This is a genomic window from Tahibacter sp. (assembly GCF_032229445.1).
Taxonomy (GTDB): domain Bacteria; phylum Pseudomonadota; class Gammaproteobacteria; order Xanthomonadales; family Rhodanobacteraceae; genus Tahibacter.
The window spans coordinates 1-22,697 of record NZ_JAVTWC010000101.1 but is presented as its reverse complement, the minus strand read 5'-3'; the positions used below and the strand labels follow the sequence as shown (position 1 = coordinate 22,697).

The window sequence follows — 22,697 nt, the reverse complement described above, 5'->3', positions numbered from 1 at the left end:
AATTTCCGATGGTGTCGACAGGGTTGGCCGGCAGGCAGGTGCTGCTGGGCGTGACAGGAGGGATTGCCGCCTACAAGGCGGCCGAGCTGGTGCGCCGCCTTGGCGACGCCGGAGCGGTGGTACGCGTGGTCATGACCGAGGGTGCGGCACGCTTCGTCACGCCGCTGACCTTCCAGGCGCTCTCGGGCCATCCCGTGCGCCTGAGTCTGTGGGATGAAGGCGCCGAGGCCGCGATGGGCCATATTGAACTTGCGCGCTGGGCCCAGGACATCGTGGTGGCGCCGGCCAGCGCCGATTTTCTGGCCCGGCTCGCGCACGGCCTGGCCAACGACCTGTTGACGACGCTTTGCCTGGCCAGCGCAGCGCCGGTGCACGTTGCACCGGCCATGAATCAGCAGATGTGGGCCAATCCGGCGACCCAGGCCAATCTTGCGCTGCTGCGCACGCGCGGCGTCGGCATCTTCGGGCCGGCCGCGGGAGTGCAGGCTTGCGGCGACGTGGGCAGCGGGCGTTTGCTCGAACCTGACGAGCTCGTCGCCGCACTGGCGGCGTCGGGTAAGCCGGGCCGGATGAGCGGGCGTCGCGTAGTGATCAGCGCCGGCCCGACCTACGAGGACATCGATCCGGTGCGCTTTCTCGGCAACCGCAGTTCAGGCCGGATGGGTTTTGCGGTCGCAGCGGCGGCAGCGGAAGCCGGCGCCCAGGTCACCCTGGTGGCGGGGCCGGTACATCTGCCGACGCCGGCCGGCGTGCAGCGCGTCGATGTGCGTAGCGCACGCGAGATGCATGCGGCCGTGCTGGCCGAGGCCACGGCCGCCGACGTTTATGTCGCCGCTGCCGCAGTCGGCGATTTCCGCCCGCTGGAAGTGGCCGCGCACAAGATCAAGAAGCGCGGCGATGGCGGCATGACGCTTGAACTGACCCAGAATCCGGACATCCTCGCCGACGTCGGCGCGCTGCCAAAGCGGCCGCTGCTGGTCGGGTTCGCGGCCGAAACCGAGAACGTCGAGGCGTACGCGCGGGCCAAGCTCGAGCGCAAGCGTCTGGACCTGATCGCTGCGAATCAGGTCGGCGGTGGCCTGGGTTTCGAAGCCGAGGAGAATTGTCTGACGGTGATCAGCGCGCATGACATCACGCACCTGCCGACCGCGTCGAAGCGCGAGTTGGCGCGCCAACTGATCGAGATCGTGGCGCAGCGGCTGGAGCAACGCGGCGCACACGACAGTGGCGTCGTCGCATGATCGACGTCGAGTTCAAGATTCTCGACCCGCGCGTCGGTGCGACCATTCCGCTGCCGGCCTACGCGACCAGCGGATCGGCCGGGCTGGATCTGCGCGCGGCGTTGGAGCAGCCGCTGGTACTTCAACCGGGCCAGTCGGAACTCATACCGACAGGTTTTGCGATCCATCTCAAGGATCGCGGTTATTGTGCCGTGATCCTGCCGCGTTCCGGCCTGGGCCATCGGCACGGCATCGTTTTGGGCAATCTGGTCGGGTTGATCGATTCGGACTATCAGGGACCGCTGATGGTGTCGTGCTGGAACCGTTCCGGGCAGGCCTTTACCATCCTGCCGGGAGATCGTATTGCCCAGCTCGTATTCCTGCCGGTGGCACATGCTGCCTTCCGGCGGGTGGACGATTTCCAGCCGACCGGGCGTGGCGATGGCGGTTTCGGTTCTTCGGGCGTTGCCTGACCGGCGCGGGGAGTTCATCGGATGAAGAAAAAGCTGGGCGATGCCGCAAAGATGGCGGCGGGTGCGTCGGGCGACGCGCCGGCGAAGCGGCGTCTCGCGCTGCCGGCGCTGGACTGGCGGCGCCTGCTGCCTGCCGCGATGTCGACCGTGTTTGCAGCGGTGGCATTGTTCTTCGCCTGGCAGGCCACGCAGGTGTGGCGCGAACAGGCCGCGCGCGCGAACCTCACCCGACAACGCGTGGCCCAGGTGCAGGCCGTAAGCGAATCCATCGACGGGTGGCGTGCGCAAATCGCCGCGGCGTTGCAGTTGCCTGCGGTGCAACAGTCTCTGCTGGGCGGCGATCCGGCGCAGCGCGAGACAGCAGTAGCCGCATTGCGCGCTGCGCTGCCGGAGGTGGCCGAGGCGTATTTCTTCAGTCCCGAACTCGGTGAAGTGCTCGGTTCCGACCTGCGCACGTTCGGTTACGCCAAGGCGGCCCAGCTGGTCCAGGCGCAAAGCGGCTCGGCGCCGGCGCAGTCTGTCGTCATCGGCAAGAGCGGTCGCATGATCACCTTTGCCGAAACCGTACGCGTCGGCGGGAAAGCCATCGCTGTGGCATGGGTGGCGGTACCGATGCAGCCCGTATTCGATGTGTTCCTGCAAACCACCCTCAGCGACGGCGGGCTGGAGCTGCGTCAAGGCAGCGGCAATACCACCGACCTGGTGCTGATTGGTGTGGGCAGCGGCATCGTCGGCTCGGTTCCGGACTTGGGCTTGCCGGTAGCTGGCTCGGCATTCCGTGTTGCGGAACTGCAGCCGGATCTTTTCATCGTCGTTGGCGACAATCCCTGGTTGCCCCTGGTATTGGCCGTGCTCTGCGGTCTGGCCGTGTTCGTCTCGCTCTGGCTGCGTAAAGTTGGCTGGCATGCCGGCATGGCAGTATTGCGCGGCAAGCTCACCAAGAGCACGGAGGTCGAATCCAACGTAACGATGGCCGAGGTGCTGAAAAGCGAACCGCGCGCCGTGCGCGCGCCGAAAAGCGTGCCGGGGGCCCGGACGGTCGCGACGGTTGCGGCGCCCGCATCCAAGCTCTCCATCGACCGCAGCATCTTCCGTGCGTACGACATCCGCGGCGTGGTCGGCAAGACGCTCGATCGCGACATCGCGCGCCAGCTCGGACGCGCGATCGGCAGCGAAGGTGTGGAGCGCGGCCTCAGCGAAATCGTGGTCGGGCGCGACGGCCGGCTGTCGGGCCCGGACCTGACGGCCGGTCTGATTGAAGGCCTGCGCCAGGCCGGCATGAACGTGATCGACCTGGGCATGGTGCCGACGCCGCTGGTCTATTACGCGACGTACCAGCTCCGCACCGGTTCCGGTGTTTCGGTCACCGGCAGCCATAACCCGCCCGACTACAACGGCTTCAAGATCGTGCTCGGTGGCGAAACGCTGGCCGAGCAGGCGATCCAGTCACTCTACGCGCGGATTGCAGAAAACCGCTTCACGAGCGGCAGCGGCAGCCTGCAGTCGATGGATGTCGCGGCGGATTACATCGAACGTGTCACGAGCGACATCCAGATCGAACAGCGCCTGCGCGTCGTCGTGGACTGCGGTAACAGCGTGCCGGGGCTGATAGCGCCAGCCGTGCTCGAAGGCATAGGCTGCGAAGTCATGCCGCTGTACTGCGATGTGGATGGCGAGTTCCCAAATCATCATCCCGATCCGTCGGACCTCAAGAACCTGCGCGATCTGATCCTGACCGTGAAGCAGGTCGGTGCGGACCTTGGCCTGGCCTTCGACGGCGACGGCGACCGACTGGGCGTCGTGACCAAGACCGGCGAAGTGATCTTCCCGGACCGCCTGCTCATGCTGTTTGCCAAGGACGTGCTCGTGCGCAATCCCGGCGCGACGATCATTTACGACGTGAAGTGCACCGGCAAGCTGCAGCCCGAAATTCTGAAGCACGGCGGCAGCCCCGTCATGTGGAAGACCGGGCATTCGCTGATCAAAGCCAAGATGCGCGAGACGGATGCGGAACTGGCCGGCGAGATGAGCGGCCACTTCTTCTTCAAGGAGCGCTGGTACGGCTTCGACGACGGCATCTACGCGGCGGCGCGTCTGCTGGAAATCCTTGCCGGCGACGTGGAGGGACGCGAGCCGCAGCAGATCTTCGACAGTCTGCCCAAGGGCACCAGCACGCCGGAGCTCAAGGTGGAGATGGTCGAGGGCGAGCACTATCGCTTCATCGAGCGCTTCCGCGAGCGTGCGAGCTTCGAAGGCGCGCGCGTCACGACCATCGATGGTGTACGTGCCGACTGGCCCGACGGCTGGGGCCTCGTACGCGCATCCAATACCACGCCGGTCCTCGTGCTGCGTTTCGACGCCGACAACGAGCAGACCCTGCTGCGTATCCAGGACGTGTTCCGCAAGCAGCTGCTCGCGCTCGACGCCGGACTCAAGCTGCCGTTCTGATCGGCGCCATGCCGGCGCTGCGCCATGGGCGAAGACGCCGAACTGGTTGTTGGTATCGCCCGCAACGAGGTTGGTTGCCATGCTCCCGAAGAGGATGTACTGGCCTGATCCAGCGACGCGCACGCTGTGCACAAGCCGGTCGGCCGGCTGGCCTGCCGCATCGCGACTGACCAGTGCTGTCGCACCGGGCAACATGTCGCGTGCGAAGGCCTGTCAGTTTGTCGTCGTACTCGCGAGTAGATCCGTAGCACACGACACGAACCCGACGATGCGCTGCTCGACGCTGCGGCTGATTCGCCGCGTCGCGCCGGCGATACGGTCGAACTGATGGATATCCTGTGTGCATTGGTATCGGTCGGATCGGCAGGGGCGGGCGTGGCGAACACGGCGTAGCGGCCGTTGTTGCTGAGCCGGTTGGGGCTGCGGCCCAGTGAGAAATCGACGTCCCAGCCACTGGGATCCGCGAGCTGACTCCCGTTGCTGGATACGCTGACGCGCTGCGTGGGGCGCGATTGCATGTCGCAGGAACAGGTCGGTGCGTGCGTTCGTGTCGCCAGCGACGAGGTCTGGTGTCTCCGAGGCGAATAGCACGTAGCGGCCGTCGTCGGAGATCCCTGCACCAATTGCCGCCCTTACGCCGCACGAAAAGCTGATGGTCTATTCAAATCCGCTCTTGAAGATCGCATCGTCGAGGTGCGCGATGAAGATACTCGAGAACGCGCCATTGCCGTCGTCGCTGGTCAGGTCGGCGCGCGCGGAGACGAACGCAATCGAACGCCCGTCCGCCGACAGCCTGGGTTCGCGCGTCGCCGGCTTTGCTTCCGATACCTGCGTGGCCTGCGTGAACCACGTCAGTGCGCGATAGCTGCCGTCGTTGCGGTCCAGCACGAACAGCTTGTACTGGTTGGTGTCGTCGACCGCGCTGACTCCGCTGTCGGCGGAATAGCCGATGAAAGCGACAAAGCGTCCATCCAGAGACACAGTGGGATTGAGCACGGCTGCCCGTTCGTCACCGGGGATTGCTATCAGCGTCGTCGTGGCCGCGCCGCGGTTGCGCAGATAGCTCCGCGTTTCTATCCCGCCGCCGATCGAGAAATTGCTCGACAAACTCTCGAATACCGCGAGATTCGCAATCTGATCGAAGCCGCGGAAACTGGAAGAACTGTTGCCCTGCGCGCCGATTGCGCTAACGCTGATCCGCTCCGTCGTCGCCATGACGCGATCGAACACGAAGGCATCGCTCGAACCGTTGGTGTCGTTGGCCACGAGGTTTGGCGCGGCGCTCGTATAGCCGATGAAACGGCCGTCGCCGGAAACGAAAGCGTCGGCATTGAAACCCGTCGATGCGGGCGTGCCTGCACTCGAACGGCTGACCAGCACGGTGGTTCCGGCGTCCATGTCGCGCAGATAGATCTGGCAGGCATTGCCGCCTGCGGGCGGTACGAGGTTGCTCGCGCAGGAGCCGAACGCGACGTAGCGCCCGTCCGACGAAACGTGGGGTTCGAAGCTCGCTCCTTCGGCGCGGCTGCCCGTCATGCCGATGCTGACGAGTGCCATGGTCCCGAGGGTGCGGTCATAGCGGTAGACCTCACTTTGCTCGCCGCTCGCTGGCGCAGCCAGTGCGCCGCAGCTCGCGAAGACGACGTAGCGCGCGTCTGGCGTCAGTGTCGCACTTGCGCTCGCGCAGGGACTTTCCGTTCCGTTCGCGCGAAGGCTGATCCGCTCGGTCGTCGCGCCGGACCGGTCACGCACGAAAATATCGCTGACCCCATTGGTGTCGCCGGTCACGAGATTGCCGGCTTCCGACGCGAACGCGACGAGGGTACCGTCGGCGCTCGGCGAGGGTGCTGCCATGGCCTCGGCGGGGCCGTTCGCATAGGGGCCGACGGAGAACGCGCCGGCGCGGCTAAGCCGCGTCAGTAGTCCGGAGCCGATGTCGAACCGGTGGATGTGCCGGAAGCCGTTGCGCGGCGGCAGGTCGCGCGCATTGATAAAGACCTCTGAGCCGTCTCGCGCCAGCACGAGGTTGGCGTCGAGAGAAAAGCGTGCCGGCGGGACCGCGAGAGACGCCAGCGTACCGGCGGCCATATCGCGAATGAACAGCGCCGAGGGATCCGACCCGTTGAGCGGCAGGGACGCAAAAAGTATGCGACTGCCGTCTGCCGAAACGGACGGCGCGCGGTTGATGCCCAGCGGCGTGACGCCACCGACCTCGGTGCTGATCAGCGTGGTTGTGCCGCTGAGCCGGTCGAACCGATACACATCGTCACGCACGTCCGTGTCCGCGGCGCTCAGCAATGCGTTGGTAGTGAACACCGTGTAGCGACCGTCGCCACTGAGCAGGCCGATGCTGGACGGAAAATCGGGCTGAAAAAACGGCGGAACTGCCGGTGCACCGGCGTCAGTGACCGTGACCTGCTGCGTCGTGCCGGCTTGCAGGTCGCGCAGGAACAGGTCATAGGTAAGAGGGGCTCCGCCCGGCAGAACGTTGTCGGCGAAGGACGAAAACAGCACGAAGCGGCCGTCGTCGGAGATTTCCATGTTGTCCTCCGTGGCGTAGGTCGGCTGGCCGTCGAAGCTCACGGTGACGCGAATGAGGCTGCTGTCGTTCGCGTCGTAGCGGTATACCTGCCTGTGGTTGTCGGAGTTCGGGAAGTTGCCTGCCGATGTGGCGAAAACCGTGTAGCGGCCATCCGGTGTCGACGCGCCCAGGAAGACGTGCTCAGCGGCCGGAAGGCCGTCGGTGCCGCGGCTGATGAGTGTGGTAGTGCCGGCGATACGGTCGCGGCGGTATACCTGCGATTGTCCGCCGGTCGGCTCGGCGACGAGATCCGTGGCCTGGCTCTGGAAAACGACGTAGCGGCCGTCGCTGGAAATGCCGCCGCGTTGGGTGAAGATCGGGAAAGGACCCGAGGCGGCGTTCGCTTCGCTGCCGTCGCTTGCGACACTGACGCGTTCCAGCGAATCATCGCTCGCGTCGTGCACGAATATGTCAGAGACGCCATTGGTGTCGTCGCTGACCAGATTGGTGGCCGCGGAGGCGAACAGTGTGAAGCGGCCGCCGGCGGAAGTCGCCAGCGGGCCAATCGAATCGTCATTGCTGTCGATGTAGGCGGAAATCGTTGTGCGGTCAACGAGTTCGATGCCGGGAATCGCTGCCATGGCCGGCAACCCAAACGTTAGCAACAACGTTGCGGCGGATGTACGGGCAACACGCGTGCCTGGCGAGTTGGTATTCAAACTGGATTCTCCGGAATTGAATGGCGTCCATCCATGCTTAACGCGATTCCGGCGCGAACGTGATCACCACGCGGTCCAGTCGAGCGTATCTGCGTCCGACGGGGTAAGCAGCCGAAGCATGGACGCGGCGAACGCCAGCGCTGGCTCCGGTACGGCGCGAGTGCTCCGCTATTTCCGCGCCTCTTCCTGCCGCTGTTTGAGCACACGGTATTTCTCCAGGTCCGCGACGAGCTGTTTTTCCATGGCAGCGCGATCGGCGGTGCGGCGTTCGAGGAAGGCCTTCTGGTCTGTGAGTCCGGTGCGCAGCGTATCGATCTGCTTTTGCACCGGTGCCGGGACGGGCTTACCGTTGCGCTCCTGTTCGGCCGCGTGCACCAGACGTTCGGCCAGGCTCTTTTCCTGGCTCGCTATACCGACTTCGGTCGCCTGGATGTTCTGCGTGATCAGGTCGATCTGCGCCTGCAGCGACTTGCGCAGGTCTTCCTCGCTCGGATAGGCCGCGAGCATCTGGGCGTCGTTGCGCGCGGCATCGTCGGCCTTGCGCTTTTCCTCGGCGAGCTTTTCGGCGGCCGCCTTGGTGGCGGCGAGCTCGGCGGCGGTCTTGGCGCGCTCGACACGGCGAACGACGACGCCTTGCTGGTTCACGACTTCATAGCCCAGACGCGTCGCCTCCGGGGGGACCGAATCGGCGTAGTGGAGATTGCCGGCCTCGTCGCGCCATTTGTAGCGCAGGCGGACATCGTTGCCCGGTCCCGCAGCGGAAGCGCAGACGGTGGCGAGCAGCAGCGCGATCGCTGTCGTGCGTAGTACGGACTGCATCATGGGGTTCCTCTCCTCGGTGGCCAGTATAGGTCGCGTCCGCAACGCCCGGTGTGCGTCCCGCCACGGCTCAGGTCACGCCGTAGCGCTGGCGATAGTCCTGCAGGCGGGGCTGCTGCTCGGCGAGCTCGGGGCGTTCGGACGTCAGGGTCAGAAGATCGTCGAGCCGGGCAATCGCGAGGACGGGCACGCCGAACTCGGCGGTCACTTCCTGTGCTGCCGACAGCGAACCCTGTCCGCGTTCCTGACGATCCAATGCAATCAACACGCCAGCGGCCTGCGCACCCTGGTCTCGGATTATCTGCAGGGACTCCCGGATCGCCGTGCCGGCCGTGATCACGTCATCCACGATGAGTACGCGACCTTTGAGCGGAGCGCCGATCAGGTTGCCGCCTTCGCCATGGGTCTTGGCCTCCTTGCGGTTGAACGCGAACGGCAGATCGCGACCGTGGCCGGCAGCCAGCGCGATGGCTGTCGATGCGGCCAATGCGATGCCCTTGTAGGCCGGCCCGAACAGCATGTCGAAGCCGAGACCCGATTCGACGGTGGTGGCGGCATAGGCGCGGCCGAGCCGGGCGAGTGCCGCGCCGCTGTCGATCAGGCCGGCGTTGAAGAAGTAAGGGCTGGTGCGGCCGGACTTGAGGGTGAACTCGCCGAAGCGCAGCACCTGCTTGTGCAGCGCCAGGTCGAGAAAGTCGCGTTGATGCGCGCGCATGCGGGTCTCCGGGGGAAATCCCGATTGTAGGCAAGCCGGCGCGCCCAGCGGTTGCCAGCGTGCGCCGAAATGCGCTCTGCTAGCGCGTCTGCGCCCTAGCATGGGGCTCTATGGTGCCGCATCCGCATATGGCCAGCCTGAAACGTTTCTTCGCCTCGCCGTCGCGGCAGTTCTGGGTGCTGCAGTGCGCGGGCTGGCTCGGCTATTTCAGCCTGAACTATCTGGCCGCCATCGGCCACGGCAAGCCCTGGAACTACTTCTGGGTTTCGGCCGCGGCGACGGCGATCGGCTTCGGCGTCACCAGCCTGCTGAGATTGGGCTTCCGCGCGATCTGGCGGTTGTCGACCGCGCGCATGATCAGCGCGGCCTGCCTGCTGCTGGTGCTGGCCACGGCGGTGTATTCGACGACCTATGCCGAAGCGGTCTTCCGCTGGTGCTTTGAATGCCGGCCTGAAAGCCTGCTCGGCTACATCGGCTATTTCGGCTCGGCGCTCTACGTGATGCTGTCCTGGAGCGGTCTGTATTTCGGCATCAAGTTCAGCCGCGAAATCGCCCACGAGCGCGAAAGCGTGCTGCGCGCCAACGCGACCGCACATGAGGCGCAGCTCAAGATGTTGCGCTACCAGCTCAACCCGCATTTCCTGTTCAACACCTTGAACGCGATCTCGACCCTGGTGCTGGACAACCAGAACGCGACTGCCAACCGCATGGTCACGGGCCTGTCGGCATTCCTGCGCCATTCGCTCGATTCCGATCCGATGCAGCGCGTCAGCCTCGATGAGGAACTCGAAGCGCTGACCCGCTATCTCGGCATCGAGCAGCTGCGTTTCGGCGAGCGGTTGCGCATCGTCGTCGACGTGAGCGCGGAGGCACGCCGCGCGCTCGTGCCCAGCCTCGTGCTGCAGCCGCTGATCGAGAACTGCATCAAGTACGCGATAAGCCGGCGCATCGAAGGCGGCACCATCGCGGTGCGCGCTCAGGTCGTCGACGGATCCCTGCTGATCCGCGTCGAGGACGACGGTCCGGGCCTGCCCGACGGTTGTGGTGGCAACGGCAATGGTGTCGGATTGGCCAATACGCGCGAACGCCTCAAGGTTCTGTATGGCACACGACAGAGCGTCGACGTACGCGCACGCGGTGATGCTGAGGGCGGCGGCGTCGAGGTTGCCCTCAAACTGCCTTTCGAAACCCGGAGCGAAGCGTGATCCGCACCCTGATCGTCGATGATGAACCGCTGGCGCGGCGTGGACTGGAACTGCGTCTGGCCGCTCACGCGGATGTCGAGATCGTCGGCCAGGCAGGCAACGGCCGTGAAGCCGGCTTCGCCGTCGCCGCGCTCAAGCCTGATCTCATGTTTCTGGACATCCAGATGCCGGAAATGGATGGCTTCGCGCTGCTGCGTTCGCTGCCGGCCGAGTTGCTGCCACTGACGGTTTTTGTCACCGCCTATGACCAGTACGCGCTGGACGCGTTTGCGGCCTGCGCGGTCGACTACCTGCTCAAGCCGGTCGACGAGCAACGCCTCGACCAGGCCGTGCAGACAGTGCGGGAGCGTATGCGCGAGCGCGAAGCCGGCGACAACCGCGACAAGCTGCTGCGCCTGCTCGCCCGTGTGTCGGGCAAGAACGATCTGACCCTGGCCGATGCGCTGGCCCAGGAGCCGGACGAACCGGCGACGCCGCAGCGTCTGGCGATCCGCGACGGCAACCGCACCGTACGCCTGGACCCCGAAGCGATACGTTGGATCGACGCGGCCGGCGACTATCTGTGCATCCACACCGCGGCCGAGAACTTCGTCATCCGCGCGACCATGCGCGAGATGGAGCAGCGACTCGATCCGCGCCGCTTTCAGCGCATCCACCGCTCCACGATCGTCAACCTGGCCTGTGTGCGCGAACTGCGTTCCCACCTCAACGGCGAGTATTTCGTCACGCTGGAGTCGGGCCAGACCCTCAAACTGTCGCGCAGCTACAAGGACAAGGTACGTCTGCTGCACTGAGCACGGGCGCAGGTACGAATCCGACTGCATCTGCCCGCGCGACAATTTTCGGTGCCGATTGATGTGGCCGGCGCGTGGATCAAAGCCGAGCCCCGATACTCGTGATAGCCGCTGTGGCGCGCAGGCTGGCCACTGCCCGGGGCCGGTTCGCGGTATGGCGGGTCGTGCTCCGTCAGATGCGAGACGCGCGCTTCTGCTGTGGGAAAGTGTGTGTCGTTCGGCGCGCTGCAGATGCTGGTTTTGGCATCGCGGACTTCGTCGGGCGTGCCGGTCGCCATCGGCTCTGCCGGCAGGACACCTGGACCAGGGCCGGATAGGCGACTGCGAACATCCACAACACGGCCGCGCCGTAGATGGGCGGATGGTCGATCCAGGGAACATGTGTGAGCCACCGCGCCGTTGCGATACCCGATGACGAGGGGCGAGATCGCCACCGTGCCAATCCCGTGCAGCGACAGGCTATCCGCGTCCGCGCGCCGCTAGATCGGGCGGCGACGACAGGGCCATACGTGCTGCGCGACGGCAATCGGACATAGCCCAGCTCGTAGTGGCTAAGCAACAGGTCGCACGAAAGCGGAGGCGCGAAGCGCTCGTCTGCAGCGAAGCGTGCTTCGATCGTGGCATGGCTTTGCGGAAATACAGCGGCCTTGACGGCCAGCACGCCGAATTCGCCGCCTCAACCGCTATGCGCGCGAAAGGCCGCTTTGCCCTGCAGTGGCCGTTGCGCGCGAGCCGACCAGGACTTCTGTCTGCCGCGAGAACGGTCGCCTCGCGCGCAGCACGGCAACACGGAAGTTCGTCCCGGCGTGCGCGCATGGCTTTTCGTCGCAACGCACGCAACCTCTATGACCTTCGCCGCATCCCAACGGGAGTCGTTAGCGTGAACCTGATGCGCAGAAGGCAGATGTCGTCGACGTCTGCGGCGGGAGGAATCCATGAAACTGATCGAAACATCGCTGCGCAATCCGATAGCGGTCGGCGTGACCGTGCTGATGGTTTGTGTGTTCGGCCTGCTGAGCTTGCGCGAGCTACCGTTGCAGCTGTTCCCCGATATCGAGCGGCCGCAGATCTCCATCAACACGGGCTGGCGCGCCGCATCGCCGGTAGAGGTCGAATCAGAATTGCTGGAGCCGCAGGAGCAGGTGCTGCAGGGTTTGCCGGGACTGGAAGAACTCGACGGCAACGCCGGCACGGGCGGCAGCAACATCAACCTGACCTTCGCGATCGGCACGGACATGAAGAATGCCCTCGTCGAAGTGCTCGGTCGCCTTAACCGGCTGCCGCCGCTGCCGCGCGACGCGGACCGCCCGGTCGTGCAGCTCGGCGCGGATGATTCCAATCAGTCACTGACCTGGTTCTTCGTGCAGTTGCTGCCTGGCACGAAGGGTCCCATCGCCGACTACCGCGAGTTCATCGATACGACGGTGAAGCCGCGCATCGAGGCGGTGCCCGGTGTGGCCGGTGTCAACGTCAACGCGGGGCCGCCCGACGAAGTGCGCATCACGGTGGATCTGGCGAAGGCCGCGGCCATGGGCATTCCGATCACTGACATCGCCGCGCGCGCCGCGAGTGCGACCGACGTCTCGGGTGGCCAGGTCGAAGTCGGCCGGCGCCAATACACATTGCGCTTCATCGGCCGCTACACGCCCGACCAGCTTGGCGAACTCGTGCTCGCGTGGCGCGAGGGACGCCCCATCAAGCTCGGCGACGTGGCCACGATCGAGGTGCGTCCGCCGGAGCCGCGCTTTTTCGCCTACCAGAACGGCAATCCCGCGATCGGCATGCAGATCCTGCGGCAGAGCGGTGCGAACGTGCTCGGCACGCTGAACGAGGTCAAGAAAGTCGTCGCGGAATTACGCGACGGACCGCTCAAGGCGCAGGGCCTCGCGATCGAACAGTCCTTCGATTCCGGTCTGTTCATCAATCGCGCCGTGGGCCTGCTGACTGAAAACCTCATCGTCGGTGCACTGCTCGCACTCATCTGCGTCTGGTGGTTCATGCGCGACGGCCGCGCAACGCTGTTGATCGCAACCTCGATTCCGATCTGCCTGCTCGCCACCTTCGTGGTGTTGCACCTGACCGGGCGCACCCTCAACGTGATCTCGCTGGCTGGACTCGCGTTCGCGGTCGGCATGGTGGTGGAAGGCGCCATTGTCGTGTCGGGCAACATCATCCGGCTCAAGGAGTCCGGCATGACGCCGATCGAGGCTGCGCTGGCCGGCGCCAAGCAGGTCGTGCCGGCGTTGTTTGCGTCCACGGTCACGACGATCGCGGTGTTCCTGCCGGTCCTGTTCCTGCGCGACGTCGAAGGGCAGATCTTTGCCGACCTCGCGCTGACCATTTCGATCTCGGTCGCGATCTCCATCGTTGTCGCGCTGACCGTGCTGCCGGCGGCCGCTGGCGGCTGGCTCAAGGCGAAGAAGCTCACATCCGGTTTCGGTGATGGCTGGCCGGCGCTGACCGAACGCATCCTGCGTTGGACCGACACGCCTGCCAAGCAGCTGGGCTGGGTAGCCTCCCTGCTGATCGCGCCGCTGATCCTGTGCTGGGTATTCCTGCCGCGGCTGGACTACTTGCCGCCGGTCAAGCGCGCAGCGATCGACGCGGGATTCAGCTTTCCGCCCGGCATGAGCCCCGAGGTGGTCAACCGCGAAATCGCCGGCAAGATCCTCGAGCGCCTGCAGCCGTACATGACCGGCGAGAAGCAGCCGCAGCTCAAGAACTATTACCTGCTGATGTGGCCTGGCGGCGGCACGGTCGGTGCGCGCGTGATCGACGAGTCGCGCATCGGCGAGCTCGAAAAGATCGTGCGCGAAGAAGTCATCGTCGGCTTGCCCGATACCCGCGCCTTCGCTGGAGAGGGTGATCTGTTCGGCGGCTTCGGCGGCTCGGCGCGCTCGATCGCGATGCACCTGCAGAGCGACGACGCGAAGGCGCTGGAGCGCGCCGCGGAACAGGGGCGCCAACTGCTCGAGAAGACCTTTCCCGGCGCCAATGTGCAAGCGTTCCCCAACACCGATTCCGTCCAGACCGAACTGCACGCGATCCCCAACGACCGGCGTATCGCCGAAGCAGGCTGGGACCGCAGCTCGGTCGGCACCGTGGTGCGTGCGCTCGGCGATGGCGCGTGGCTCGGCGAATACTTCAACGGCGAAACGCGTGTGCCGATCATCCTGCGCGCGAGCGCCGGACAGACGCCGGAGCAACTGGCCGAAGCGCCGCTGGTCACGCCGTCCGGTCAGGTCGTCCCTTTGGGCGACCTGGTCAGCCTCGACACCACGATGGGACCGACCGTGATACGGCGCCTCGATCATCGGCGCACGATCAGCCTCAGCGTCGATCCGCCGGCCAACGTGTCGCTGGAAGACGCGCTCGCGACGTTGAATCGTGAAGTCGTGCCGAAGCTGCGTGAGGCGCTGCCGCCCGACGGCACCATTCTGATGGCCGGCAGCGCCGATCGCCTTGATCAGATCGTCGGCACGATGACGAAGAACTTTGCGCTCGCCTTGCTGGTGCTGCTTCTCATCATGGCGGCGTTGTTCAAGTCCCTGCGCGACGCGGTCATCGTGATGCTGACCGTGCCGCTGGCGCTGATAGGCGGCATGGTCGGGCTGCACGTGCTCGGGCTGTTCGCGTTTCAGCCGCTCGACCTGCTGTCGATGATCGGGTTCGTCATGATGATCGGCGTGATCGTTAACCACGCCATCCTGCTCGTGGACCTGACGCGCGAGGCGCAGAACAACGGCCACACCCTCGATGACGCGATCCGCATGGGGCTCAACCAGCGCCTGCGCGCGATTGTCGCCTCGACCATGACCGGCGCGCTCGGTGCGCTACCGATGGCGGTGAACCCCGGACCGGGCAGCGTCATCTACCGCGGGCTTGCGGCGGTCAATGTCGGTGGCGTCGTCGTCGCCCTCGTGTTCTCGCTGCTGCTGATGCCCAGCCTCATGCGCTTGAGCCAGTGGCGCCGCCAGCCCAAGGACGCAACGGAAAGTCATGCGGTGGCGCGCGACTCCGGTTATCCGCGCGCGGCCTGAAGCAATGTTGTACGGGAGAAGATCGATGAAAGTATTTCCGCTGTGCCTGCTGCTGACCGTGATGGTCGCCGCGCCGACGACGCTGACCACGGCGGCGGAGACGCCGCCCGCCGCACGGGCTGCCGCCGTGTCCGTGGCCGAAGCAACTTCCATGAAGCTCGCACCCACGCGCTGGGTACCGGGCAGTGTGGTCAGTCGCGACGACGCGCGCATCGCTGGCGTGGCCGCTGGCCGTGTGATCGAGATCGCGGAAGTCGGCAGCGTGGTGAAGAAAGGCGAGCGTCTGGCCAAGCTCGACGACGTGTCGCTGCGTCTGCGCCTGGAACAGGCCCGCGCCACCGCCGGCCGCGCCAAGGCGCAACGCGATCTCGCGCAGACGCAGATGTCGCGGCTGGACAAACTCGCGCCGGGCAACGCCGTCGCACAGACCCAGCTCGACGAAGCCCGCGCGACTCTTGAAGGCGCGATCCAGGAGCTTGCACGCACTGACGCGGAACGTCGCGGCATCGAGCATGACATCGCGGAAACCGACATCCGCGCGCCGTTCAGTGGCGTGGTCAGCGAACGCTTCGTGCAGCGCGGCGAATACCTGCAGACGGGCGCTGCGGTCGCGCACCTCGTCGACACCGGCCGGCTCGAGGCTCGCGTGCAGGCACCGCTCGCGCTCGCGCCGCAAGTCAAGGCCGGACAGGAAATCCAGGTGCGCCTGCATGGTGCGATCCAGCCGGTGACGGTGCGCGCGGTCGTGCCGGTCGGCGACGAGCGTTCGCGTCAGTTCGAACTGCGCGTGTCGCTGCCGGAGGACTTTGCGCTCGTGGGCACCGCAGTCGAAGTCGCGCTGCCCGAGGGTGCCGGCGCCACCGCGCTGACCGTGCCACGCGACGCGCTGGTGCTGCGCGAGGCACATACCTACGTGGTGCGGGTCAAAGCCGACAACACGGCCGAGCAGGTCGAGGTGCGCGCGGGTGCTGCGCGCGACACGCTGGTCGAGGTGACGGGCGAGCTGAGCGCTGGCGACAAGGTCGTGGTGCGCGGAGCGGAGCGCCTGAGTCCTGGCCAGGCGGTGCGCGTCGTCGAAGGTTAAGCGTTGGCGCCGCGCCGCTTGGCGCGACCCGCGTGCGCCGCTACATTGCCCACTTCGCCCGTGCGGAGTGAGCAATGCGCATCGTCAGTTTCAACGCCAACGGCATCCGGTCGGCGGCGACCAAAGGGTTCTACGACTGGCTGGGCCAGCACAAGGCCGACATTGTCTGCCTGCAGGAAACCAAGGCCCAGGAGCACCAGCTGACCGACGCGCTGTTCCGGCCGAAAGGGTTCCACAGCTACTACCGCGACGCGACCAGCAAGAAAGGCTATAGCGGCGTGGCGATCTATTCGCGCCAGGAGCCCGACGAAGTGCGTACCACGCTGGGCTGGAGCGATTTCGACGAGGAAGGCCGCTATATCGAGGCGCGCTACGGCAACTTGAGCGTGGTGTCGATGTATTTTCCCTCCGGCTCTTCGGGCGACGAACGCCAAGCGTTCAAGTTCAAGTGCATCGACTGGATCACGCCTGTGTTCGACGCATGGCTCGCGAGCGGCCGCGATTATGTCATTTGTGGCGATTGGAACATCGTCCACACGCGCAAGGACATCCGCAACTGGTCGTCCAATCAGAAGACCTCGGGCTGCTTGCCCGAGGAACGCGCGTGGCTCGACAGGCTTTTCCTGGAACGCGGCTGGGTCGACAGCTACCGCTGCCTCAAGCCTGATGCCGAGGACTACACCTGGTGGTCCAACCGCGGTCAGGCGCGGGCCAACAACGTGGGATGGCGCATCGACTACCAGGTCATCACGCCGTCGCTGAAGGCACGGCTCAAGAGCTGCGAGATCCTGCGCGATCCGCGCTTCTCCGACCACGCGCCGTATACCGTGGACTACGCTGCGGACGCTTCGTGAACGTCGCCGCAGCCGCCGTGCCCGAGTCGGCGCTGCGACGTTTCCGCCGGGCCTTCGCGCAGCCATCGGCATGGACGATGTGCCTGTTCGGCTTCGGCTCGGGGCTGCCGTTTCTGCTGCTCGGCGTCACTCTGGGCTATTGGTTTCGCGAACAGGGCATGAGCCTGGGCAACATCGGGCTCGTGAGCTGGATCTCTTTGCTCTACGTGCTGAAGTTCGTCTGGGCGCCATTGCTCGACCGATGGTCGCCGCCGATGCTGGCGCGTCTCGGCCGACGCCGCGGATGGTTGCTCCTGGCCCAGTTGGGCGTCGCCGCCGGCCTTGTGGCGATGGCATTGATAGGACCCGACGGCAATCTGGTGCTGTTTCTGGTCGCGTTGACACTAACTACATTCTCGGGAGCCACCCAGGATTGCGTCGTCGACGCCTACCGTATCGAGATCGCGCCGAAAGAAGACCAGGGCGCGTTGATCTCGACGTACTCGCTGGGCTATCGGATCGGGCTGGTGCTGGCCGGTGCTGGTGCATTGTATTCGGCCGACCTGATCGACTGGCCGGCGACCTATCTGATCCTGGCCGGGCTGATGTTGTTGCCGGCGCTCATGACCCTGTATTCGCCGGAACCGTCGGCGATGGCCGAAGTGCGGTTCGATGCAGCTGCCGTGCCGCCGACGAACATGCGCGGGCGCGGTGCGGTTACGGCGATGCGTGTCGCACTGACTGAATACTTCCGCCCCATCATCGAGTTCTTCCGCCGCAACGGTATCGAACTGGCATTGACGCTGCTGCTGTTCGTGGGGCTGTACAAGCTTCCTGACCAGATCATCGGCGTCATGGCCGGCCCGTTCTACCTGGACCTGGGATTCACCAAGAGCCAGATCGCGACGGTATCGAAGGTCTACGGCGTCTGGCTTGGCTTTGCCGGCGCGCTGCTCGGAGGTATCGGCGTCACGATTCTCGGCGTTCGCCGTTCGCTGCTGATCGCCGCACTCGGCGTGGCGCTGTCGAACCTGGCCTTCCTGCTGATGGCTGCCTATCCCGGCCAGAACTGGAGCTTCATCGCGGCGATCTCTGCGGACAATTTCTGCCAGGGCTTCGCCGGCAGTGTGCTCGTGGCGTTCATGTCCGGTCTCGCGGACGTACGCTTCAGCGCGACCCAATACGCGTTGCTCGCGTCGTTGTCCAACATGCCGGGTAAGCTGCTCGGGGGAGTTTCTGGGTTCTTCGTCGAGGCATTCGGCTACGAAACGTTCTTCGCGCTGAGCGCCGCGTCCATCATTCCGACGCTGTGGTTGTACTGGCGGCTGCGACCTCACATGGAGCCGCCGCCGCGGGCAGGCTGAAATTGACGGCGCTTGCTGCGACAATCCGCCGGACAGGGGCCGAATCCGACAACGAAACGGCGGGGAAGCAGTGCCAGACATTCTTGTACGCCATATTGACGACGTCCTGGCCGATCGCATCAAGGACATCGCGCGCGAGCACCAGTGGTCGATCAACGAGGCAATTCTGTTTGCGCTGCGTCGTGGCGCAGGCTTGGTGACGGATGACACGCGACGCGAGCTGCATGACATCGCGATGCTGTCGGGTACTTGGGAATCTACCGAAGCCGCGGCCTTTCGCGCTGCGGTCGAGGCCTTCGAGCGAGTCGCCGGCAAACCGCTGTTCAGTGACGATCCGCTGACGAATCAAGCGCCGAAGTAGATTGCTCCGAGCACACGCGGCCCGCGCGCGCCCGTGACGTCCGCGCGATTGCCCGGCAAACCCAGCAGGCGCTGCCGCGCGAGCCAAGCGAATGCCATGGCTTCCACATAGTCCGGATCGATACCGCAGCTGGCCGTGCTGCTGACGCGTAGCGGCGTCAGTGCCTCGGCCAGCGCTCGCATCAGGCTGCCGTTGTGTACGCCGCCGCCGCAGACGAGGACCTGCTGGGCCTCAGGCGCATCGCGACGGATCGCAGCGGCGACGCTGCGTGCCGACAGGGCGAGTAACGTCGCCTGCACATCGACCGCAACGACCTTGCGTTCGCCGAGTTGCCGCTTGAGCCAGTCCAGATTGAACACCTCGCGGCCGCTGCTCTTGGGGCCGGACTGGTGGAAATAGGGCTCGTCGAGCATCTGCTCGAGCAGACTTTCGTCGATGCAGCCCTGGGCCGCCCATTCGCCGCCGACGTCGCATCCCACACCGCGCTGCTGCAGTGACCAGCCGTCCATGAGGCAGTTGGCCGGACCGGTATCAAAGCCAGTCAGAGGCGCTGTCGGATCGCGTGGCAGCACGGTGATGTTGGCAATGCCGCCAAGATTGAGCACGACGCGATTCTGTTCGGGATCGCTGAGCAGGGCCGCATGCAGGCCCGGCACCAAGGGCGCCGCCTGTCCACCCGCGGCGATATCGCGGCGGCGGAAGTCGCCGACCGTCGTGATCCCGGTCCGTTCGGCAATGACATTCGGATCGCCGAGCTGCAGCGTATATGGCGCAGCAAGCATGGGTTTGTGCCGCACCGTCTGGCCATGCGAGCCAAGCGCGTGAATGGCGTCAGGCGGAATCTGCTCGCGTTCCAGCAGCGCCTGTGCGGCATCGGCGAACGCATGACCGAGTTCGGTGTCAAGCGAGCCGAGTTCGTCGAGGTTGATCTCGGCTCTCTCCCGCGCCAGCGCCAAGACGCGCGGGCGCAGCGCTGGCGGATACGGTGCCGCGAGTCCCGCGACCAGGCGCGGTTGCGGGTCAAATGACACCAGTGCGACATCGATGGCGTCGGCGCTGGTGCCAGAAATCAGACCGAGAAAAAGCTCGGACCCTTGCCGGGCCACCGGTTCAGCGCGCCAGCGCCAGACGCGGATCCTCGTAGCGCTTGAGCTGCGCGAGCATCGGCTGGGTCAGTTGCTTGAACTTGGCCAGCTCCGTAGCGGGCAGTGGCTCGGGCTTGGGCAAGGTCACGCTCAGTGGATCGCGATGCTGGCCATTGAGCCGGAATTCATAGTGTAGATGTGGGCCAGTGGCGAGGCCGGTAGAGCCGACGTAGCCGATCAACTGTCCCTGGCGCACGCGCTGGCCGGCGGAAAGTCCCGCAGCAAACCGCGACATGTGGCCATACACCGTACTGTACTGGCCACCGTGCTGCAGAATCACCACGTTGCCGAAGCCATTCTTGACCCCGCGGAATTCGACCTTTGCATCGCCGGCCGCGTAGATCGGCGTACCGGTCGGGGCGGCGTAGTCCACGCCCTTGTGCGCGCGCATCCTGCCAAGAACCGGATGCATACGGCCGGCGCTGAAACGCGAGGAGATGCGCGTGAATTCGACCGGCGTGCGCAGGAATGAAGTCTTCAGCGGCCGGCCGTCCTCGCTATAGAACGAAACCGTACCGTCGGCGTCTTCAAACCGGAATGCGGTGAATCGCCGGCCGCCGTTGATGAAGGTTGCTCCGATGATGTCGCCATCGCGCAGGCGCTCGCCTTCGCGATAGACGTCGTTGTAAATCGCCGTGAAGCTGTCGCCTACACGCAGATCCTGCGCGAAGTCGATGTCGTAACCGAAAGCCTGGGCCAGCTTCAGCGTCATCGAGTCCGTCATGCCCGCCGCATCGCCGGCTTCGAACAGCGAGCTCTTGATGACGCCGTGGGCGACATGGACGCGACGCTCCAGTGCGCGCTCGGCAATTTCGCTCGTGACGCCGCCCGCATCGACGCGCAGCACGACGCGAGTATGGTCGTCACGATCGAAGCGAAGCGCCGTCAGGCGGCCTTCGGTCGATTTGCGGATCGCGAATTCGTCGCCGGGATGGATTCGGCGAAACGCGCCGTTGTCGACATTCGCGTCGACCAGACGCTGCAGCTCGGTAGGCGAAAGGCCCTGCTCGTGGAAGATGTCGGCCAAGGACTGGCCCGCGCGCACGATGACAACCTTCCACTCGGCACTTTCCATGCCCGGAACCATACCGGCGGCAGCCAGATCGGCGAGGGCGCGATCTCCGGCCGCGGTCTGGTCTGCGCTCAATGCGGGCAGCGCGAGCAATAGCGTAGTTACGCTGGGCGCTTCGTCGCGGCGCATGGCATTGGCCCAGGTCGGCATGACCATGCCGACGATGACGGTCAGTGCAACTGCGACGCTGGCGAGTACCCAGTGTTCGCGTCGCCAGGAAATGGGCGACACCGACACGTTCTGCGCCAGCGCCCAATTCTTGCACTTCGAATAAAATTGGAAATGTTTGCGAAGTGCGCGGCGGCGCAGAGCCAGGCGGCGGCTCGTGCGGTGGCTGGAACGATGTGCGGGTGGGGTTTCGGTCACGGTCGCATTCCGATCAAACGACCCGTACCATAGCCAACCGATTCAAACCCCGTCAACGCCAGTATTGGCGCGGGTTTGCGCAGGGTTGCCTGGTTAACGAATAATTAACTGCACACCCCCCCTTCGAAACAACCTGCAGACGCCTGGACCGCCTTACGTCCGTGAGCGCGCGCGGGCGCACACAGCAGTCAAGCGGAGAACGTCGGCATGAGCCAGTTGCAGGAAGCCCTTGACCTCATTGGTCGCGGGACGGAAGAAATCATCAAGCGCGAAGATCTGGAAGCGCGTCTGAAACTGGGTCGGCCGCTGCGCATCAAGGCTGGTTTCGATCCCACCGCGCCGGATCTGCACCTTGGCCACACCGTATTGCTGAACAAGATGCGCCAATTTCAGGAGCTGGGACACCAGGTCATTTTTCTGATCGGCGACTTCACCGGCATGATCGGCGATCCGACCGGCAAGAACGCCACGCGCAAACCGCTGAGTCGGTCCGACATCGAGGCCAATGCCAAGACCTATGCCGATCAGGTATACAAAGTGCTCGATCGCGAGAAGACTGAAATTCGCTTCAATTCTGAATGGTTCGGCCAGATGTCGGCGGCTGACATGATCAAGCTCGCCGCCAAGCACACTGTCGCGCGAATGCTCGAACGCGACGATTTCCAGAAGCGCTACCGCGGTGAGCAGGCGATAGCGATTCACGAATTCCTCTATCCGCTGGTGCAAGGTTACGACTCGGTGGCGCTGAAGGCCGACGTCGAGCTCGGTGGCACCGACCAGAAATTCAACCTCCTGGTCGGCCGCCAACTTCAGGAGGAGGCGGGGCAGGCTGCGCAGATCGTAGTGACGCTGCCCTTGCTGGAAGGGACGGACGGCGTCAACAAAATGTCCAAGTCGCTCGGTAACTACATCGGCATCAACGAGTCACCGAACGAGATCTTCGGCAAGATCATGCGGCTGTCCGACGAACTCATGTGGCGCTACCTCGAACTGCTTTCGTTCGCGAAGTCGCTGGCCGACATCAAAGACATGCGGGAAGCGGTCGCTACGGGAAGCGTGAACCCTCGCGACTACAAGATGCAGCTTGCCGTTGAGCTCGTGGCACGGTTCCACGGTGTGGCAGCCAGCGACGCAGCGGTAAGGCACTGGAACGAGGTGGTTCAGGGCGGCGGAGTGCCCGCCGATCTCGCCTTGCAAGAGATAGCTGTGCCGGGCGAAGGCATGCGCATATCCGCGCTTCTCAAGGCGGCGGGATTGGCGGCGAGCAATTCGGAGGCCTCGCGCAAGGTCAACGAACGTGCAGTGCGCGTCGACGGAAGCGTCGTGGAAGACGTCTCGCGTGTATTTGAGGTGGGCGCGGAACATTTGCTTCAGCTCGGCAAGCGTGGCTTCGCGCGGGTTCGACTGATCCCGGGCTGATTTCTTGTGAGCGGGGGGCTTGCGGAATCGAAAACCGATGTTAGGATTCGCGCCCCTTCGCTGAGACGGACGTTGAGGAGAGGGGGCGAGTTGTGCGGG

At 65.1% G+C, this 22,697-nt stretch carries 16 protein-coding genes; 11 read left to right on the top strand and 5 right to left on the bottom strand.

Going from position 1 to position 22,697, the window contains the following annotated elements:
* Positions 1-8 precede the first annotated feature (8 nt).
* The 3 genes from coaBC to RUU78_RS17060 are packed head-to-tail and all read left to right on the top strand — an operon-like array spanning position 9 to position 4,141.
* Positions 9-1,241, top strand: a complete 1,233-nt coding sequence (gene coaBC, locus RUU78_RS17070; protein ID WP_313918665.1) for a bifunctional phosphopantothenoylcysteine decarboxylase/phosphopantothenate--cysteine ligase CoaBC — start codon at positions 9-11, stop codon at positions 1,239-1,241.
* Positions 1,238-1,693 carry a dUTP diphosphatase gene (gene dut, locus RUU78_RS17065; protein WP_313918664.1) on the top strand — a complete coding sequence of 152 codons (456 nt, stop codon included), beginning with the start codon at positions 1,238-1,240 and terminating at the stop codon, positions 1,691-1,693. Before coaBC ends, dut begins: the two co-directional genes overlap by 4 nt.
* Positions 1,694-1,714: 21 nt before the next feature.
* A complete protein-coding gene (locus tag RUU78_RS17060) occupies positions 1,715-4,141 on the top strand; it encodes a phosphomannomutase/phosphoglucomutase (protein WP_313918663.1) in 2,427 nt (808 codons plus the stop codon).
* 657 nt (positions 4,142-4,798) lie between these two features.
* Here RUU78_RS17060 and RUU78_RS17055 read toward each other — a convergent pair.
* The 3 genes from RUU78_RS17055 to pyrE form a co-directional block, all read right to left on the bottom strand.
* Positions 4,799-7,303, bottom strand: coding sequence for a hypothetical protein (locus RUU78_RS17055; protein ID WP_313918662.1), 2,505 nt, complete (start codon positions 7,301-7,303; stop codon positions 4,799-4,801).
* 246 nt (positions 7,304-7,549) lie between these two features.
* Complete coding sequence (locus tag RUU78_RS17050; RefSeq protein WP_313918661.1) at positions 7,550-8,203, bottom strand: DUF4124 domain-containing protein; 654 nt, start codon at positions 8,201-8,203, stop codon at positions 7,550-7,552.
* Positions 8,204-8,270: 67 nt separating this feature from the next.
* Complete coding sequence (gene pyrE, locus RUU78_RS17045; RefSeq protein WP_313918660.1) at positions 8,271-8,915, bottom strand: orotate phosphoribosyltransferase; 645 nt, start codon at positions 8,913-8,915, stop codon at positions 8,271-8,273.
* A gap of 128 nt (positions 8,916-9,043) precedes the next feature.
* Here pyrE and RUU78_RS17040 point away from each other — a divergent pair, with 128 nt between their 5' ends.
* The 7 genes from RUU78_RS17040 to RUU78_RS17010 all read left to right on the top strand — a co-directional run bounded on the left by RUU78_RS17040 (position 9,044) and on the right by RUU78_RS17010 (position 18,596).
* The gene (locus RUU78_RS17040; protein ID WP_313918659.1) at positions 9,044-10,120 is read left to right on the top strand and encodes a histidine kinase; all 1,077 of its coding nucleotides are present in this window, start codon (positions 9,044-9,046) and stop codon (positions 10,118-10,120) included.
* Positions 10,117-10,914 carry a LytTR family DNA-binding domain-containing protein gene (locus RUU78_RS17035; RefSeq protein ID WP_313918658.1) on the top strand — a complete coding sequence of 266 codons (798 nt, stop codon included), beginning with the start codon at positions 10,117-10,119 and terminating at the stop codon, positions 10,912-10,914. The genes RUU78_RS17040 and RUU78_RS17035 overlap by 4 nt, the downstream gene beginning before the upstream one ends.
* A gap of 935 nt (positions 10,915-11,849) precedes the next feature.
* Positions 11,850-14,954 (top strand): efflux RND transporter permease subunit, encoded by a 3,105-nt coding sequence (locus RUU78_RS17030; RefSeq protein ID WP_313918657.1) that lies wholly within the window; start codon positions 11,850-11,852, stop codon positions 14,952-14,954.
* A gap of 25 nt (positions 14,955-14,979) precedes the next feature.
* Positions 14,980-16,038: an efflux RND transporter periplasmic adaptor subunit gene (locus RUU78_RS17025; protein ID WP_313918656.1), complete on the top strand. Its 1,059-nt coding sequence runs from the start codon at positions 14,980-14,982 to the stop codon at positions 16,036-16,038.
* Positions 16,039-16,112: 74 nt separating this feature from the next.
* Positions 16,113-16,892 carry an exodeoxyribonuclease III gene (locus RUU78_RS17020; RefSeq protein ID WP_313918655.1) on the top strand — a complete coding sequence of 260 codons (780 nt, stop codon included), beginning with the start codon at positions 16,113-16,115 and terminating at the stop codon, positions 16,890-16,892.
* Entirely contained in the window at positions 16,889-18,235 is a 1,347-nt protein-coding gene (locus tag RUU78_RS17015) for an MFS transporter (protein ID WP_313918654.1), read from the top strand. The genes RUU78_RS17020 and RUU78_RS17015 overlap by 4 nt, the downstream gene beginning before the upstream one ends.
* Positions 18,236-18,305: 70 nt before the next feature.
* Complete coding sequence (locus tag RUU78_RS17010) at positions 18,306-18,596, top strand: hypothetical protein (RefSeq protein WP_313918653.1); 291 nt, start codon at positions 18,306-18,308, stop codon at positions 18,594-18,596.
* Here the strand turns inward: RUU78_RS17010 and RUU78_RS17005 are convergent.
* Positions 18,581-19,627: an anhydro-N-acetylmuramic acid kinase gene (locus RUU78_RS17005; RefSeq protein WP_313918652.1), complete on the bottom strand. Its 1,047-nt coding sequence runs from the start codon at positions 19,625-19,627 to the stop codon at positions 18,581-18,583. The genes RUU78_RS17010 and RUU78_RS17005 overlap by 16 nt on opposite strands.
* A gap of 79 nt (positions 19,628-19,706) precedes the next feature.
* Positions 19,707-21,050 (bottom strand): peptidoglycan DD-metalloendopeptidase family protein, encoded by a 1,344-nt coding sequence (locus tag RUU78_RS17000; RefSeq protein WP_313918651.1) that lies wholly within the window; start codon positions 21,048-21,050, stop codon positions 19,707-19,709.
* 336 nt (positions 21,051-21,386) lie between these two features.
* Between RUU78_RS17000 and tyrS the strand changes: the two genes are divergently transcribed.
* Positions 21,387-22,598, top strand: coding sequence for a tyrosine--tRNA ligase (gene tyrS / locus RUU78_RS16995; protein ID WP_313918650.1), 1,212 nt, complete (start codon positions 21,387-21,389; stop codon positions 22,596-22,598).
* Positions 22,599-22,697 lie beyond the last annotated feature (99 nt).

What these genes read in the sequence shown, in the direction of transcription:
- coaBC (WP_313918665.1), top strand. Translation starts at nt 9, where the DNA reads ATGGTGTCGACAGGGTTGGCCGGCAGGCAGGTGCTGCTGGGCGTGACA.
- dut (WP_313918664.1), top strand. Translation starts at nt 1,238, where the DNA reads ATGATCGACGTCGAGTTCAAGATTCTCGACCCGCGCGTCGGTGCGACC.
- RUU78_RS17060 (WP_313918663.1), top strand. Translation starts at nt 1,715, where the DNA reads ATGAAGAAAAAGCTGGGCGATGCCGCAAAGATGGCGGCGGGTGCGTCG.
- RUU78_RS17055 (WP_313918662.1), bottom strand. Translation starts at nt 7,303, where the DNA reads ATGGCAGCGATTCCCGGCATCGAACTCGTTGACCGCACAACGATTTCC.
- RUU78_RS17050 (WP_313918661.1), bottom strand. Translation starts at nt 8,203, where the DNA reads ATGATGCAGTCCGTACTACGCACGACAGCGATCGCGCTGCTGCTCGCC.
- pyrE (WP_313918660.1), bottom strand. Translation starts at nt 8,915, where the DNA reads ATGCGCGCGCATCAACGCGACTTTCTCGACCTGGCGCTGCACAAGCAG.
- RUU78_RS17040 (WP_313918659.1), top strand. Translation starts at nt 9,044, where the DNA reads ATGGCCAGCCTGAAACGTTTCTTCGCCTCGCCGTCGCGGCAGTTCTGG.
- RUU78_RS17030 (WP_313918657.1), top strand. Translation starts at nt 11,850, where the DNA reads ATGAAACTGATCGAAACATCGCTGCGCAATCCGATAGCGGTCGGCGTG.
- RUU78_RS17025 (WP_313918656.1), top strand. Translation starts at nt 14,980, where the DNA reads ATGAAAGTATTTCCGCTGTGCCTGCTGCTGACCGTGATGGTCGCCGCG.
- RUU78_RS17020 (WP_313918655.1), top strand. Translation starts at nt 16,113, where the DNA reads ATGCGCATCGTCAGTTTCAACGCCAACGGCATCCGGTCGGCGGCGACC.
- tyrS (WP_313918650.1), top strand. Translation starts at nt 21,387, where the DNA reads ATGAGCCAGTTGCAGGAAGCCCTTGACCTCATTGGTCGCGGGACGGAA.